This window comes from Nostoc sp. DSM 114167 (assembly GCF_052692655.1).
Window position 1 is genome coordinate 1,035,013 of sequence record NZ_CP195116.1, and the last position, 15,996, is coordinate 1,051,008.

Below are 15,996 nucleotides of genomic sequence, written 5' to 3' on the forward strand. Positions count from 1 at the left end.
TCATTTTCTAATCTAAATTGACACACAAAAAAGAGATTTAGTACTGTGTTTTTTAAGCTTTATCAAAAATTTAATACACGAACAATAAATGGTTTATATTTAATCAAATATACTGATTAAGTATTTATACTACAAAAAAATCTATTAAAATTACGTAATAATTCTAGTTCTAATTGGGAAATTAAATCTTTATTTAAAAATAATAAATAAATTACTTAATCAATATTGATAAACTCTTTATAAGTCAATGAAAGATATTACTTAGAAAGTCGATTAGCTATGAGTTTGTAAGAAATTAGGGAAGGCGATCGCCTTCCCTAAAGTTAAATATTCATTGTGGTAGTGTACAGTGATTATACTGAATTTGCTTATCTACGCACCCAGCCATTGATAGTAAATCGACTATCTCCAAAAGCTTGAGAGGGACAACTCACAGGCAATACTTCGTGCATATAACGGCTGAGGAAGAATACAATGCTGTTATTGCGAGGTTCAACTGTTTTGAATATCTCAGCATTTACATATACGTTATTATCAATTTTGCTGTCGTAGATCAGTAACTCTCCACCAGAAAATGATTTTGGTTCTTGATAAAAGTAATAAACATATGTTAATTCTCTAGTAGCAGTATCTGGACTGCCATTATCATTATGAAGTTTATAATAGTTACCATCATTATGTGCAGTTAGTTGGCTTTCAATTTGTGATATAGAAAATAATGGTAAGTTTAACTTGCTCATAATATCAGGAATCATTGCTTGAATTCTCTTTAATATTAGTTCAGAAAATTCAGGAAATGAATAGACAACCATTGATTGGCGATAGTTAACATCGTTGGTAGAAGTATTGCTTGGCAAAAAATCAGACTCTTTTTTAAGGACGTATTTGAGTAAATTTTTGTGCTCTTCTGGTTTAAGAAAATTATCTATTTGTATATAATCAGAAGCCAAAATATAATCATTTTGCAATTCTACTTTCTCTGATTGCTGTACAAAGATTGGGGGTTCTGTAACCACACCTATAAGATGTTCGCTAGGAAAACATAAAACCGAGCGACCTTCATTGATGGGAATTTGGAATAAATTCTGTAACTCAGATTCTTGTTTGTAGGCGCGAGCCACAACTGTTGTTAAAAGGCTATGCAGTACAGTTGCATCTGATTTTAAATAAACGGTGTATTGATGTCCTCCAGTTAAAAGAAGCTGTACTTTCACATCTTTTGACTCAAATTGCTGTGAAGCTAATTGCATATACCTTTCTTTCTATAATGTTGATAAATGAGATAACTCTAAAAGTCATATTGAAAGATTAATACAGTACTTACAGCAGATTTAAAGTTGTGAGGTACACAAGCTAAATCTGTTACCCAGATATAAAGTGTGTTTTACTCCTAAATTCTAAATTCTGCTGTATAAAATTAATTAAGAACAAGTTCAATACTTAAATCTTTATATGTAATTGAATTTATTTAGTGATAAATCGATTACTGTATTAGCTACGAACCAGAAAAATACCATTAATTAATTGTTTTAGCACGTCTTTTATAATATTGTCATTCAGCAAATTCCACATAAACCGATAAAGCTTTAGTAAAGTAGAAGTATCTATTATTTTTAATAGAAAATGCCATAGTTCCTATTAACTACGGCATTTTCAACTAGAAAATTAAAAATTTATTTCAGTATTTACAGGGAATCAACAGCATATTCAATCAGCTTGGCAAGGCGCTGACGTAGGGTTTCTAATCCCAAGCGCTGACTCGCGGAAATAAATACTGCCAAGGGGAATTCTTCTCTAGCTAGAGCTAGTGTCTCACTATTGGCTTGATCGATCTTGTTAAAAATCACTAGCGCCGGACCAGGAGTTATTGGCATTTGCGCCAAAATTTCTCTGACTGAGCGAATATGACGCAACCAAGCAGGGTGAGATAAGTCCACCAAATGTAGTAGGGCATCGGCTTCTGTGACTTCCTCTAAGGTGGCACGGAAGGCATCCATTAACGATGCAGGCAGTTCGTGTATGAACCCTACCGTATCTGTAATCAGAATTTCCTGATGTTCATTGGTTTCGCCATAAGGAATCGCCAAACGGCGGGTAGTCGGATCGAGAGTGGCAAATAACTGGTCGGCTGTATAAACTTCTGCATTAGTGAGAGCATTCAGCAAAGTGGACTTGCCAGCGTTGGTATATCCAACTAAAGCAACTGAAGGAACTTCTCGATGCTGTCTTCGTTGCCGTAACCGCGAACGATGGGCTTGCAACTGAGTTACTTCTTTTTGCAGTCGGGAAATACGCTGTCCAATTGCACGGCGCTCAGTTTCCAGTTTGGTTTCACCAGGACCACGAGTCCCGATACCACCACCCAATCGGGACATGGTGCGACCTCTACCAGCCAGTCGCGGTTGCATGTATTCTAACTGTGCTAGTTCTACTTGCAACTTCCCAGCACGAGATTGAGCGCGTTGGGCAAAGATATCCAAAATTACTTCGGTGCGGTCAACCACCCGAATACCAATTTGCATTTCTAAATTGCGGACTTGGGAGGGTGAGAGATCGCGGTCGAAGACAACGAGGTTGACTCCTAGTGTTTGGGCAGTTAGGGCAATTTCTTGCACCTTACCTTCGCCAACTACTGTCTGAGGATGAACGCGCGATCGCTTTTGTTGTATTGTCTGTAATACATCTCCCCCAGCGGTATCAACTAACCGTGCCAATTCTACTAGGGTGTCTTGAAATTGTAGCGGAGTCATCTCACTGGTCATCAGCCCCACAATCAGCACGCGATCGTGGTCAGCATCTACTTCCTGGGCGACATATTCGCGCTGGAATTCTGCTTCCAGATTTTCCACTAAGTCTACTAAATCCTGCTCTGCTAGCTCGTCCAAGTCTAGAGGTGGCGATATATTCCAACTTGGAGATTGGATTTGGCTTTCCTCTACCTTGGGAGCAGCAGGACTAGTAATCAGGGTGCGAGACTCTTGGGGTGTCAGATGAGCTAGATAAGCTTCTTTGACATACCCAGTTGCCCCGCCGCCCCGCCGTGTAAATCCGGTTCCGGTAATATTTAGGACAACTAGGGCATCTAAACGTTGTAGTGCCATAGCCGTGAGTGCCGCTTCATTGGGCGGTTCTGGCTTGAGATGGGTGGCAATACAACGAATACCACTGAGTCGTTCTGCACCGTAACGCGGCAATTCCATCGGTGGTATTTGCGTTTGACGCGGTGTGCCTACGCCGACGCGAATCACTTGTCCGCGACGGTTGATGTAGGCGCACACAGGCTGATTTACTTCTGTGCTAATTGCTGCCAGACGCTGGGAAAACTCAGGCGTAGTGATGCGATCGCCTGGTATGCGCTGGTGATACAGCCGCTGTAGTTGCTTCAGCTGGCTGGACTTCAGACCTTGGAGATTTCCAAAAATAGTTTCTATAGGCGTTTATGACCAGTGAAATGGCCCCCCGAATTCTTATATGTCTATTTTACAACAGGGTTTAGGCTGCTATCTCTCTCCTTTGAGGGATGCATTGTGAATTTGTTCGCGATGGGTATTTATTTAATAAAGCGATTTTGGTGGTAATAATTCACAAATCGAGCAATGGTAACAACACGCGCCGCCTCACAACAAAATTTAACAATTATATTACTTTCAAGCATTCGCTAAATCAGATATAAGTTCCTCTTCTGTTTAACTATGAAGGCGATCGCAAGATGAGCTAAAATTCTCAAAACCATAAACTCTAATATCAAGGTTGCTAAATCAGCACCTAAATCCAATCCTTGTTAAGAAATTTGTCCAAATTTGAGCTAATTTTTTCAATCCTAATTTTCGCAGCAAACTAGTGACAATTTGTTTATTCTGGATATGAAACATTTCTCTGGCAAAATCTGGATTAATTTCAATTAACTTGCTAATACTGCTATTTCCTTCTCTCCAGCGGCCTAATTTAATTAATGCAGCCGCCTGATAATACCAAGCTTCGTAATCATCTTGTTTAATTTTCAGTGCTTGCTCATAGGATGCGATCGCTTCTTCAAAGCATCCTAAATTAAATAAGGCATTACCTTTACCGTTCCAAGCTTCGTAGTCATCAGATTTAATTTTCAGTGCATGGTTATAGGATGCGATCGCTTCTTCATAGCGTCTCAAATTGCCTAGTGCAATGCCTCGATTATACCAAGCATGAGGATGTTTGGGATTGAGGGCAAGGGCTTGGTCATAACAGATTATTGCTTCTTCAGATTGACCTAGTATATCTAAAGCATTTCCTTGCCAGTCCAAGCTTGAGTGGTCGTTTGGTTCTATTTCTATCGCTTTTTCCCAACTAGCGAGAGCTTCCTTCCATTTACCTAAGTCTTTAAGCGCGATACCTCGGTGATACCAAGCTTCCTGATAATCTGGTTTAATTTCTATCGCTTTGTCGTAAGATACTACTTCTTCCTCGTAGCGTTTTAGATAGCCCAGTATAATGCCCCGATTGTTCCAAGCTTCGTGAGCATCAGCTTTAATTTTCAGTACTTGGTCATAGGATGCGATCGCTTCTTCATTACGTCCTAATTTATGTAGTGCATCACCTTTTCTGTCCCAAGCATAGTGATAATCAGGTTTTATTTTCAGTGCTTGGTCATAGGATGCGATCGCTGCTTTGTATTCCTTAGCAGCATATAATAAACTTCCCAGTTCAAATAGTAAAGGTGGCTTCTGATTATCTGGCTGATGTTTTTCCGTCAGCAAGTCTTGAATTTCTATAACTTTCTCAATTTTTTTTTTCGGGGCTAAGTTTCAAATATTCCTCATAGTCTCCTTCCAACAGCAGGCGATTTGATTCTTGTTCTATTACTTCTGGCGTTGTAGGTAATTCAAACACCCCTGAACGCCAATCAAAAAAATCTGGGGCGCGATGAATAAAATAATTTATCGAAAATGAACGCAAAAGGAAAACAAAGCTAAATGAAAAATCATCTCTAAAGCGTTCTCGCTGTTGGTTTAAGTGATTTAAAATATGTGGAATACTAGTTAAATTGCTAAATTGTCCCTCTGTAATTTCGCCAAAACTTCTTTTTTCATATTTATATAAAGAATATTCCAAGCCTTTAATCAATAAAATATCAACTTGCTTGTCTTTAACAAACTCTGCTACTGGCTGATATAAATTATCAATCGCCTCAACCAAGCGCAAAACTTCAATCTTCTTCTGCGGAATCTCTTGAGGTAGTTTGACAATCAAATTGTCGGCTTCCACAGGTGTACATTGGACAAAAAACAAACCAAATCCTGATTTTCGCTTCAGTGCGCGAAGCAAATCTTGATAAGCTTCTTCTGGTTCTGGGGGTAAATCATCATCCCAATCAGTTAAATTTGGGTTCATGAAAGTTTCGCTACGGCTTCTTTAAATTCTGGAATTCCTTGAATCAATGGATGAATATCATACCAACGCTGCATCTCTCCATCATCATCCAAATAGCGGTATTCTAAAAGACAGCGATTATACATCAAACTCCGATACAAGTCATCATTAATAATGCGCTTAGAACAAGACACTTCTGCTAACAGACACCATTGATGATTTTCGACAGCGCGGCGATAAGTATCTCTGGCTTGAGTAATTGCTCGTCGCACCGCCTTTTCTGAAATAGGTAACTCTTCAGTGCGTCCAATGGCATCTTGAGTTAACAATAGCAAATTCCTCACATGACCTCCACTCATTAAACAAAGTCTGTCTAAGGTTTCGGGACTGTCGAAAATTTCTTTTTCTAGTGATAGTTCGGGTGCAATTTGCCGGACTCGCTTGTTAATTACTTCTTTAACTTTCTTGAGTCCCGGTTGGTAAACTTCTCCCTTGAGAGTGTTTACCATAATCATCGGCAAAATTTGGGGATCGCCGTATATATCTCTGAGGTCTGTTGCCCTTGTAGAATAGACCATTGAAATAGGGACAGTATAAATCAAATGGCAATCTAAAGCTTGAAGTTGTTCGCTACGGTCTAAAAAGACTTCTTCATAGTTGGTGCGTTCTCCGTCTTTGACTAACACCATCCGGTCTAAGTTATCGACAATTACTGCCAGTTTATTGTAGCCATTAGGTAAGTGCTGTTTTGCATCCACCAGGAACTCATTTAACACCTGAATTAAAGTGACGGTGTAAGGATCAACTTTTTGGCGAATCTTCTGGCGTAATTCAGGAACAGCTCTTAAATTTGCCGTCAACTTGGCAAACTGAGCAAGTTGGGTTTCTACTTCCAGACTCTCAAACTCTATGGGAGTCTGCGCCAAATCTTTTAAATCTTCCCAACGACTTTTTAACCAGTTAAGTATTGGACGAGGACTAGCAATTTCTTTTAAATCTTTGAGCAAACGGCGGGTACAGGCGAGGAGTATATCTGTATATTGGGCATCTTCAGAATCGATATCCTCTTCATCAGCCGCAAAATACACAACATAAAATTGCCGATTTTCTAAATATTTCTTTAACCTGAGTAATTCTGTAGACTTCCCCGCACCCCGATGACCAGAATACAATTGGCAAGTATTTGTATTTGCCAATCGCATTCGATTTCCCAACTCTTGCTCAATATCCGCATCTCCCCGCACATCCTGACAATCTACATATTTTGGATCGCCTGCGGGTAAGGGTTCAAAGGGGTTAAACGCGTTGTAGAGGTTTGCGAGTAAGTCAGTACTATTAACCATAGGTAAAAAATATAGCAATGATGCTCATAATAATCGAGATCATACAGAATTGAGGTAGATGAATCCAATTCCAACACTCGTTAACGGAGTTCAGAGGTGGATTCATCCAATTCAAACACTCGTTAACGGAGATAAAAGGTGGATTCATCCAGTTCAAATACTCGTCAACGGAGATAAAAGGTAGATTCATCCAGTTCAAATACTCGTCAACGGAGATAAAAGGTGGATTCATCCAGTTCAAATACTCGTCAGCAAAAAACTACTACGAGATGGGAAAATCTCTACTTCCCTATTCTTACAAAAGAGAAACTGGGGTTAAAGTCTTTCGCCAATGTCTCACCGCTGTTTGTAATTCTCCCGGCAACCAGCTATCAAACTGCGGATAAACTGGCAAACGGGGCATCAATTCCCACCCCGCAGGTTGTAAAATTCCTCTTAATGCCTGTTCCTGAACATGAGGATAATCGGGATTCACCTCATCTTTTGGCCCTATTCCACCCAAATCTCGCGCACCAGCTGCGATACAAGCAAGTAACCATTGGTCATCCTTAACTAAATTCGGCGGAATTTGAATCGTAATATCTGGCGGTAAAATCTGACGTGCTTTAGCAATTACTTCTGGTAACTTATGAGGGTCAAAAGGTGGTGCATCAAAGGTTTGCTGATATCCTGGACTATGAGGTTGCAAGATAACTTCTTGAATGTGGTGATAACGTTGATGCACTTGAGATATAGCTGTTAATGTTTCCCACCAATCATCAACGGTTTCCCCAATTCCCAACAGTAACCCAGTTGTAAAGGGAATCTGCAACTCTCCCGCCCATTGCAATTGCTGTAAACGGACTTCTGGTAATTTACTCGGTGCGTGCCGATGTACACTATTTAACAATGTTGGCGTTAACTGTTCCAACATCAGCCCCATCGAAACATTCACACGCTTGAGCTTTTGCATTTCTTCAAAACTCAGTGGCCCCGCGTTTGTATGAGGTAAAAACCCCATTGAAAGCGCTAATTCACACAAATCATAAATCCGCTCAAACCACGCCTGACGCTTTGGCGAATGGGGATGCACTTCACCACTGAGTATAAGAATTTCACAGACTTTTTCGTTTTGAAGTGGTTTTAAAATACTGTCTGCATCTGAAATACTCATCCAGGGACTTTTACCCAGTTCGCTGCGAAAGTTGCAGTAGCTACACCGATTAAAGCACTCGTAAGTGGGAACGATTGTATAAGCAGGGCTATAGGTGACAAGACGAGAATTATTAATTGGCATAAGCAGAATAAATTTGCTCTTAGTAGGCAGCCCCAGACTTATTTTAATAGTTATAGACACTGACTACAAACCTTTAATTATTCACGTCCACTTATTTACTAGATGAATAAGAACTATTTTGCTTTGTAAATTTCTGGTAACTGCCACCAAGCAACATGAGGATACTCATGGTGTTCTTGATGATAGCCGAAATGATAGCACGTGAGAAATGACCACCAAGTTGGACGGTTAATCGTTTGGGCACAATGAGGCTGAATATACCCTGAGATTGGTTCGCTATGTGGAAGGAAAGTACCAAAATAAAATAATTGGAATGAACTAAAAAGCGAAGGAAGCACCCAAAAAGTTATTAGATTAGTATGGGGTATATGAAGCATGTGATTAGCAAACTGATATATAAGAGTTACAGCAATCATTTGTCCCCAACTCCAGTAACCTTTCATAAAATGAAAATACCAAGCAAAGAAGTTTTTGTCTTTACCATTATGAAAGTCTGGGTCTGTTTGAGTTGCTGGATTTTGGTGGTGTAACCAATGCTTTTTTAATAATTTTTTATATGGTAAAAGACCATAAAGAGATAGAGTTAATGTCCCAATAAAATGATTAATCTTGGTGTTCTGGGGAAACACTACCCCATGCATGGCATCATGAGATGTAATAAATAATCCCGTATATAAAAATGTTTGCCATAGTATAACGGGCAATAACATCCAAAATTTTAATTTGGAGATGTCAAGGGAAAGCAATAAACTCAGGCTAATGATCCATACGCTAACAATGACAATAGCAATGAAAAGTCCTTTAAAGTGAGATTTACTTTTCACTAATGAAGTCAATTTTGTTTGATCGCTGGGTGGTTGTTCTAACTCGATCACACTTTTACTCCGCCTAGCATTCAGGTGAAAATTCCAAAAATAAAATATAGTCATTACAAAAACAACTAACTACTAGCCAGAAAACTGTGTTAGTGGTAAATGTATTACACTGGACAATGCCAACAAACAAAAATATGTATAAATATTGAGATACTTTAACTATTATTACACAATCTGATGCTATTCTAAAAACCGTTTTTGGTTAAAAGGTTGGGTGATATAAGTGAAAACACTGGTAAAATAAGTATTTATTATAATCAATACCTTATATTTGATACTTTGGATAGAATCTAAGCCTGCAACAAAGACGCTCAATAATTAACGGGGAGTTTAAGAAATCAGGTGAAGTACGTCCTGCACGACGCTATAACCATTGAGATTTCAAAGTAGGTAAGCTAGAAAACCGATCGTAGCCAAGCGACCGTTCCAAAGTTCAGACTGAGGAGTTAACCCAAGGTCACTAGCATTGCGGTCTTTACCATTGTATGCAGTTTCAGTTTTATCACTAGGATAAAGTGCCATTGTGAAGTTTTCTTAAGAAGCTAATTACATTGTTCATATTACTTAAATTACTTATTTGGCGCTATCTGTCTCTAGTCCTAAAGTAGAAACAACTCTAAAGAATGAGATTTTGAAGATATTTAGGAAATACTTATCTAACAAAAGTTCAGTAATAGTTTTTATTACTCTATAGAGTAGAGGTATTTTTACCAAACAGATGCGAATGAAAACTTATAATATCGTTAAATCACTATTTTGGATATCATCAAAATCTAACGAAAGTTAGAAGGTTTCTGGAATGTTATTGCTCAAAATAATAATAAAGAAAGAGCAAATAATATTTTTAAATTCACTACTTATATATAATAGTATGGCTCCTACGGTATTGATTACAGGTGCTTCTGAAGGTATTGGTAAAGCAACAGCTCTTTTATTTTCTCGGCAAGGATATGACCTTGTAATTGCAGCTCGTTCTGCTGACCATTTGGAAGCTGTAGCGCAGGAGTTACAAAGGCTTGGTCGTGCAGCACCATTGACTGTCACTTGTGATGTCACTGACGCATCTCAAGTAGACACATTGGTACAAAAGGCATTGGAGCATTATGGTTATATCGATGTGTTGATAAATAATGCAGGCATTTTCGCATCAGGGCCAGTAGAGCAGTTTTCTCTCAGTGATTGGCATCAAATTATAGACACTAATTTATGGGGATATATCCACACAATTAATGCCCTTCTACCTCATTTCCTCCAGCGGGGTAGTGGAACTATAGTTAATTTAAGTTCCATTGGCGGTAAGGTACCAACTGCTTACTTAGTGCCCTATTGCGCTAGCAAGTTTGGGGTGACAGGGTTGACGGAAGCGTTACAAGCAGAACTACAGCCAAAGGGGATTCATGTTTGTGGGATTTATCCGAATTTAATTAAGAGTACTTTAATGGAACGGGCAGTTTTTCGGGGCAAGGATAAGCAAGATGCTCAAACTCGCCGTGGACAGCTTGAGGTTGTGCTGAAAAATCCGGTAGTGGAGAAGCCTGAAGATGTGGCAAATGCTATCTGGGATGCAGTCAAGAATAAGAAATCGGAAGTGATGGTTGGTTCGGCGAATTTCTCGCAAGCTTTGTATCGCTTGTTTCCTGGTTTGATAAAGTGGGTTTCGCGGCAAGGGTTGAAAAATCAGGATAATTAATTTTTGCTGCCAGCACATTCTGCTATTGTTACTCACATTCTCGTTTCGTTACATAGTGGCGATAGCGAAACATAGCTTCTAGTTGCACTTGCACTAACCAACCACTGACAAATTCAACTGTTCCTCCGCCAGGCATAGAAAAAGAAATAGCATCAGTCAGCCTAGTTTTACCATTTTCCAGTTCAAATTCATGTCGATGTACCCAATATTCAAAGGGGCCAGATATCTGTTCGTCGGTAAACAAGCGATTTTTTTCACATTCAGTATGACGCGCTAACCAAGTTAATGGTAATGGGCCGAGAAACAGGCGAAATTCTGTGATAGCGCCTACATTCAGTCCACCCTCACGACGAACCACTTGGACTGGCTGCCAAGGTGGATTCAACAGTTGTAAAATATCTGGCCTTTCGTGAAATTTCCAAACTACTTCTGGTGAGGCATTAATTACTGAGGAATGTTTAAAGTGCAGCATGGAAAGAAAAACCTAAAATTCAGCTTTCAGATTCGGTATCTATCTCGATATCTAGGGTATCTTCATCAACCCGCACATACAAAATATTTGGGTTACAGCAAACTTGACAATCTTCTACATAAGATTGCTGTCCTCCAGCACTCAAATCAATAAAAGTTAAGTTCGGTTCGCCGCAATAGGCGCAGTAATACTCAGCTGTGTTTTGCATCAAGTTTTCAGCTATGAATTCAATGGCTGTAGTTCTTTGAGAGATGGATTGATATAACTCTGAGCATCAGCCAAATGCTTTAGTAGTGTAGACTGTGGCAAAGGCCCTTGCAAGTGGCTCCAGGGTAATACTTGTTCTGTTGACCATTCGGCGTGGACGTAGAAATCTAAGTCGGGGATTTGTCCTTTGAGTTGCTTGAAAGCACGTTTGTAGCTACCCAAGGAATCGCCAAAGTCACGAGTAAGTTCAAGAAGTTGGGAGAGTCTGCGATCGCCTCTCGATAATAAAGCCTGTATAATCGACCAATTATAGCTTTCTGGGCGAAATTCTATCCCCTGTGGTTTAAGCTGTTTTTGCAAAAACTGCAACCGCTTTTCTGCTTGCCGATTCACTCCAAACCATTGAAACGGTGTGTGTGCTTTGGGTACAAAGGTGCTACAACCGTATGTTAAGCGCAATCCTGGTGCAGCTTTTTTGATATTACGCATCATCGCTACAGTTTGCTCTAAATCTTCTGCTTCTTCACCAGGAATTCCTGCCATTCCGTAGAGTTTCAAGCTTTTTAATCCGCCAGCTTTAGCATTTATCGCTGCTTGGATGATTTCGTGGTTATCCAGCTTTTTGTTGACGATTTGCCGGATTTTCTCAGAACCACTTTCTACAGCAATGGTAAGCGATCGCGTGTCTCGTTTCGCCAAAGTTTCTGCTAACTGGACTGTTACAGTATTGGTTCTTACTGAAGCAATACTGAGACGGACATCATCATACTTTGGCTGACTAATATAATCTAGCAACGCTTCAAATTCTGGATGTTGAGTAACAGAAGCTCCTAATAATCCTAACCGATCTGTGACTTCTAAACCTTTGGCGATCGCTGGAATTAATGAATCTTCCAGACTGGCTGTTCTAAAAGGCAGTGTGAGATAACTCGCCAAACAAAACCGGCACATTTCTGGACAACTTCTCACCACTTCCACCATGTAGATATTTTCCCATGCCGCTTTTTCGGTGACTACAGTAGAAGCCGATAGTGTATTTCCCCGATAAGTTTGCTTCTGTACCACGGCGGGAACTTCGGGAGAAATTGGTTTAATTGACTTTACTTCACCATCTCTTGTGTGATATTCCACCTCATACAAACTAGGGACATAAATTCCTGGTATTTGTGCAAGTCTTTTTAGTTGAGTTTGTCGTGAGGCATTTCTTACCTCTTTGTAAGCCTCAATAAAATTCCCTAACAGGGTTTCGCCATCCCCCAGCAAAATTACATCAAAAAAATCTGCAAAAGGTTCGGGGTTAGCCGTAAGAACGGGGCCACCACCAAAAATTATCGGATGGGAATCATCACGAGAGGTTCCTCGAATCGGAATTTCTAAAGATTCCAGCAAATTTAAAATATTCACATAGTCCAGTTCCCACGAAATAGAAAATCCCAAAATTTCCGGCCTTCTAGGGAGTTGTTCGTGAGTATCGGTAAACAGGCGACTCACCTGCACATCATCACGCATTGCCAAGGTTGCCCAAACTACCTGATAGCCAAGGCTAGTGATACCTACGCTGTACTCGTTAGGAAAGGCGAAGATTATAGGGATAGCGTTGGTATCTGGGGTGGTGGGTGTAAATAAAAGGCGTTCAGAGTCAAATACAGATGATGTCACAGGGGTTTGTTAGAAGCGAGTTTATCTATATTTAATTTTAAGCCATAGAATAATTAAGTTAAAAACCAATGTTACGGCGTTAGCAAGAATAATTGGCAAGGATTGTAAATAAATTCCATAGATTAGCCACAGAAAAACACCACTTATGAATGCAATTAGCGTAACCAAAGAAACATCTTTTGCTGATTTTGTTTGCCAGGTTTTAAACATCTGTGGCAAAAACGAGATTGTGGTTATTGTGGCAGCCGCTAACCCTAAAATTGTTATAAAATCCATGTTTAATTATTTATATTAAGTTGCAATGCCATAATATATAGCAATTCTACCTGAGTTTTGCAAATTACTTGTTTAAATGAATAAATCACCAAAATATCAAGATAATCGAATTTTATAGATAAACAAATATTTAAGTCGGGTGAATAGTGGCTGGTAGAAACTTTAATTCTCTAGTAATTAAAAATTTTACTTTTCTTCTTCTTTCTTCATCACATTATTTAACTGAGTTCAAATACTAACATATTACTAATATACGTAATATAATATTAATTACCTATTTGCTTAAGGCTTATGAAACATAAACGAGAAATTATAGAAGCATTGTTGTCTGGTTTATCTAGCATGGAAGAGTTTTATGACTCTCCAGATGTTATTTTTCGGCACTTTTCAAACTGGATAGATAGTGTTAGACAAATACTTGCTGGTGCTGACATGAATGATGAATTAAATAGTTGGAATAAAGCACTAAACGGTACAATTTATTCAGATGATGGCTCTCTATGGGTAGCCATGTCAATCGCAAAAGCTACACTTATAGGAATTCTTAATAAACTAGAAACTACTGAAATATTTAATACGCCCTATCTTAATCATGAAGATGTTTTAAGTGCCGATAGAATGTCTAGTTTATATGTAATTCTCCACTGTTACGAAAATTCGGTTCGTTGTTTTATTGAAAAAATATTCTCAAAGGAACTTGGAGATAATTGGTGGGAACAAGTTGCAAATACAGATATGTTAAAGAAAGTAGAAAGAGTTAAAAATAAAGAAATAAAAAACAAGTGGGTTTCCCCAAGAGGAGGTAGTTCACCTCTTTATTGTATTGATTGGGGTGATTTAGCAAAATTGATTAAAAAGAAGGAAGAACTATTCCTACCTTACATTGGAGACATTAATTTTATTGACAATAGATTTGCTCAACTAGAGGATTTGCGAAATATTGTTGCTCATCATGGAATTTTACCATCTGAAGATGATTTCCAAAGAGTGTTCATTTCTTATAGAGATTGGTGCCGTCAAATAGGACAGCATAAAAATTTGTAATAGAATGCCTGAAAAATCAAATTTTCAATTTTAAGCTAAGAAGCTTGGATCAAGAATCTGCTCAATTATAAATGGACATTCAGCAGGAAAATTTTCAACAGATTTCTGAGTTTCTTTAGCTGCATCACGACAAGCGGGTCGATAATATTTTTGTATCCACACTGAATCTTGAAGAAAACGCTGCAAACTGGGAGTATCTTCCAAACAATCTTGAATTTGATTTCGGCAGTTTGACAGAGTATTATCCCAGCTTTTGGTTCTTCGCTCAGGCTGATACTGGCATTTGAGCAAGCAAGTGCATTAACAGCAACTGCAAGTAGCTACCGAGTTCTTTCTGTTCACTGCGACCCAAAGCCTCTAGTTCCTCTACCAAGTGTTCAACGTCCAACTCAGCCCAATATCCTTTCTTCAAGTACTCGGCTTGTTGTTGTGTCCACAACAGAAAATCTTGGTCGTAGCTCGTTGCCTTAGTCATCAACGATCGCCCTTCTCTGCTTAATGCAACGCTGTACTAAACATCTTACACCGTTCGGCGATTGTTGTGCGGTCGCTACAGCTAGTAACAATAATATTCCCGACTTATTTAATAAGTCAGGAATGTGAGACTATCTTTTAAAAGCGATCGCTCTATTAATTACAACACCTTACACTGCCCATGATATCGTAACAAATGGTCACACAACACTAGCGCCACCATAGCCTCCACCATTGGAACTGCACGCGGTAGCACACAAGGATCGTGTCGTCCTTTCGCAGCCAATAATGTTTCTTCACCTTCACGAGTTACTGTCTTTTGCTCTTTTCTAATTGTCGCCGTCGGCTTGAATGCAACTCGTAAAATGATATTTTCCCCGTTGGAAATTCCCCCCTGAATACCACCAGAACGGTTAGTTACAGTGCGAATTTCGCCATTTTCATCTATATAATATTCGTCGTTATGCTCAATTCCTGTTAACAGCGTTCCGCCAAAACCGGAACCGATTTCAAAGCCTTTGCTAGCAGGGAGAGACATAACACCTTTAGCGATATCAGCTTCCAATTTATCAAATACTGGCTCGCCTAAACCTTTCGGCACATTACGCGCTACACATTCTACGACACCGCCAATAGAATCACCAAGTCTACCAACTTGTTCAATTAATTCAATCATGCGATCGCTACATTCAGCATCGGGACAGCGCACGATGTTGCTTTCTACTTGTTCTAAGGTAACGGTATTTGGATCGACTACACCTTCCAAGTCTTTGATGCGCTTGACATAACCGATAACTTCGACATTGGCAACTTGACGGAGAATTTTTTTAGCGATCGCACCAGCTGCTACTCTGCCAATTGTCTCACGCGCTGACGATCTACCCCCACCTTGCCAATTGCGAATGCCATATTTTGCATCATAAGTTGCATCCGCATGAGAAGGACGATACTTCTCGGCCATCTCGTCGTAGTCTTGCGAACGAGCATCTTTGTTCCGTACCAAAATTGATATAGGCGTTCCCAAGGTTTTGCCTTCAAATACACCTGATAAAATCTCGCAGGTATCGGCTTCTTTGCGAGGAGTCGTAATTTTACTTTGTCCTGGACGCCTTCTATCTAATTCCACTTGAATTTCTTCTGCCGAAATTTCTAGTTGTGGAGGACAACCATCAATCACAACCCCCACACCGCCGCCGTGAGATTCACCAAAAGTAGTTATACGAAATAGATGACCAAAAGTGTTGCCCATGATCTTAAAGAAAAAGGATGAGGCTTATGTATTTTACCTAGAGTTTGTGCGAAAGTTAATTGTTATGCTTTGGCACTTGGAATGT

Annotated in this window: 18 protein-coding genes; 3 read left to right on the top strand and 15 right to left on the bottom strand. The window is 39.4% G+C overall.

Annotated features, from left to right (window positions below):
* Nucleotides 1-368: 368 nt before the first annotated feature.
* The 8 genes from NSTC731_RS04215 to NSTC731_RS04250 form a co-directional block, all read right to left on the bottom strand.
* On the bottom strand, nucleotides 369-1,250 hold the full coding sequence (locus NSTC731_RS04215; protein ID WP_445629758.1) for a 2OG-Fe(II) oxygenase: 882 nt from the start codon (nucleotides 1,248-1,250) through the stop codon (nucleotides 369-371).
* Between the two features lie 435 nt (nucleotides 1,251-1,685).
* Nucleotides 1,686-3,431: a GTPase HflX gene (gene hflX, locus NSTC731_RS04220; protein WP_445632013.1), complete on the bottom strand. Its 1,746-nt coding sequence runs from the start codon at nucleotides 3,429-3,431 to the stop codon at nucleotides 1,686-1,688.
* Between the two features lie 327 nt (nucleotides 3,432-3,758).
* On the bottom strand, nucleotides 3,759-4,733 hold the full coding sequence (locus NSTC731_RS04225; RefSeq protein WP_445629759.1) for a tetratricopeptide repeat protein: 975 nt from the start codon (nucleotides 4,731-4,733) through the stop codon (nucleotides 3,759-3,761).
* Between the two features lie 22 nt (nucleotides 4,734-4,755).
* Nucleotides 4,756-5,367 (bottom strand): hypothetical protein, encoded by a 612-nt coding sequence (locus tag NSTC731_RS04230; protein ID WP_445629760.1) that lies wholly within the window; start codon nucleotides 5,365-5,367, stop codon nucleotides 4,756-4,758.
* Nucleotides 5,364-6,689: an ATP-binding protein gene (locus tag NSTC731_RS04235; protein WP_445629761.1), complete on the bottom strand. Its 1,326-nt coding sequence runs from the start codon at nucleotides 6,687-6,689 to the stop codon at nucleotides 5,364-5,366. Before NSTC731_RS04235 ends, NSTC731_RS04230 begins: the two co-directional genes overlap by 4 nt.
* A gap of 295 nt (nucleotides 6,690-6,984) precedes the next feature.
* Entirely contained in the window at nucleotides 6,985-7,965 is a 981-nt protein-coding gene (gene cofG, locus NSTC731_RS04240; protein WP_445629762.1) for a 7,8-didemethyl-8-hydroxy-5-deazariboflavin synthase subunit CofG, read from the bottom strand.
* A 113-nt stretch (nucleotides 7,966-8,078) separates the two neighbouring features.
* Nucleotides 8,079-8,840 (bottom strand): beta-carotene ketolase CrtW, encoded by a 762-nt coding sequence (crtW, locus tag NSTC731_RS04245; RefSeq protein ID WP_445629763.1) that lies wholly within the window; start codon nucleotides 8,838-8,840, stop codon nucleotides 8,079-8,081.
* A 381-nt stretch (nucleotides 8,841-9,221) separates the two neighbouring features.
* Nucleotides 9,222-9,362, bottom strand: coding sequence for a high light inducible protein (locus NSTC731_RS04250; protein ID WP_445629764.1), 141 nt, complete (start codon nucleotides 9,360-9,362; stop codon nucleotides 9,222-9,224).
* 349 nt (nucleotides 9,363-9,711) lie between these two features.
* Between NSTC731_RS04250 and NSTC731_RS04255 the strand changes: the two genes are divergently transcribed.
* Nucleotides 9,712-10,530 carry an SDR family NAD(P)-dependent oxidoreductase gene (locus NSTC731_RS04255; RefSeq protein ID WP_445629765.1) on the top strand — a complete coding sequence of 273 codons (819 nt, stop codon included), beginning with the start codon at nucleotides 9,712-9,714 and terminating at the stop codon, nucleotides 10,528-10,530.
* A gap of 28 nt (nucleotides 10,531-10,558) precedes the next feature.
* Here the strand turns inward: NSTC731_RS04255 and NSTC731_RS04260 are convergent, their stop codons facing one another.
* The 4 genes from NSTC731_RS04260 to NSTC731_RS04275 are packed head-to-tail and all read right to left on the bottom strand — an operon-like array spanning nucleotide 10,559 to nucleotide 13,087.
* Nucleotides 10,559-11,002 carry an SRPBCC family protein gene (locus NSTC731_RS04260; protein WP_445629766.1) on the bottom strand — a complete coding sequence of 148 codons (444 nt, stop codon included), beginning with the start codon at nucleotides 11,000-11,002 and terminating at the stop codon, nucleotides 10,559-10,561.
* Nucleotides 11,003-11,021: 19 nt separating this feature from the next.
* Nucleotides 11,022-11,210 (bottom strand): CPXCG motif-containing cysteine-rich protein, encoded by a 189-nt coding sequence (locus NSTC731_RS04265; RefSeq protein ID WP_012411100.1) that lies wholly within the window; start codon nucleotides 11,208-11,210, stop codon nucleotides 11,022-11,024.
* 11 nt (nucleotides 11,211-11,221) lie between these two features.
* Nucleotides 11,222-12,868, bottom strand: a complete 1,647-nt coding sequence (locus tag NSTC731_RS04270) for a B12-binding domain-containing radical SAM protein (protein WP_445629767.1) — start codon at nucleotides 12,866-12,868, stop codon at nucleotides 11,222-11,224.
* A 21-nt stretch (nucleotides 12,869-12,889) separates the two neighbouring features.
* Nucleotides 12,890-13,087, bottom strand: coding sequence for a SemiSWEET transporter (locus tag NSTC731_RS04275; RefSeq protein WP_445632014.1), 198 nt, complete (start codon nucleotides 13,085-13,087; stop codon nucleotides 12,890-12,892).
* Here NSTC731_RS04275 and NSTC731_RS04280 point away from each other — a divergent pair.
* On the top strand, nucleotides 13,014-13,163 hold the full coding sequence (locus tag NSTC731_RS04280) for a hypothetical protein (protein WP_445632276.1): 150 nt from the start codon (nucleotides 13,014-13,016) through the stop codon (nucleotides 13,161-13,163). The genes NSTC731_RS04275 and NSTC731_RS04280 overlap by 74 nt on opposite strands.
* Before the next feature lie 272 nt (nucleotides 13,164-13,435).
* On the top strand, nucleotides 13,436-14,188 hold the full coding sequence (locus NSTC731_RS04285; protein WP_445629768.1) for a Swt1 family HEPN domain-containing protein: 753 nt from the start codon (nucleotides 13,436-13,438) through the stop codon (nucleotides 14,186-14,188).
* Between the two features lie 30 nt (nucleotides 14,189-14,218).
* Here the strand turns inward: NSTC731_RS04285 and NSTC731_RS04290 are convergent, their stop codons facing one another.
* The 3 genes from NSTC731_RS04290 to aroC all read right to left on the bottom strand — a co-directional run bounded on the left by NSTC731_RS04290 (nucleotide 14,219) and on the right by aroC (nucleotide 15,911).
* Nucleotides 14,219-14,479: a DUF29 domain-containing protein gene (locus NSTC731_RS04290; protein WP_445629769.1), complete on the bottom strand. Its 261-nt coding sequence runs from the start codon at nucleotides 14,477-14,479 to the stop codon at nucleotides 14,219-14,221.
* Entirely contained in the window at nucleotides 14,454-14,663 is a 210-nt protein-coding gene (locus NSTC731_RS04295; RefSeq protein WP_445629770.1) for a DUF29 family protein, read from the bottom strand. The genes NSTC731_RS04290 and NSTC731_RS04295 overlap by 26 nt, the downstream gene beginning before the upstream one ends.
* Nucleotides 14,664-14,822: 159 nt before the next feature.
* A complete protein-coding gene (aroC, locus tag NSTC731_RS04300) occupies nucleotides 14,823-15,911 on the bottom strand; it encodes a chorismate synthase (protein WP_445629771.1) in 1,089 nt (362 codons plus the stop codon).
* Nucleotides 15,912-15,996 lie beyond the last annotated feature (85 nt).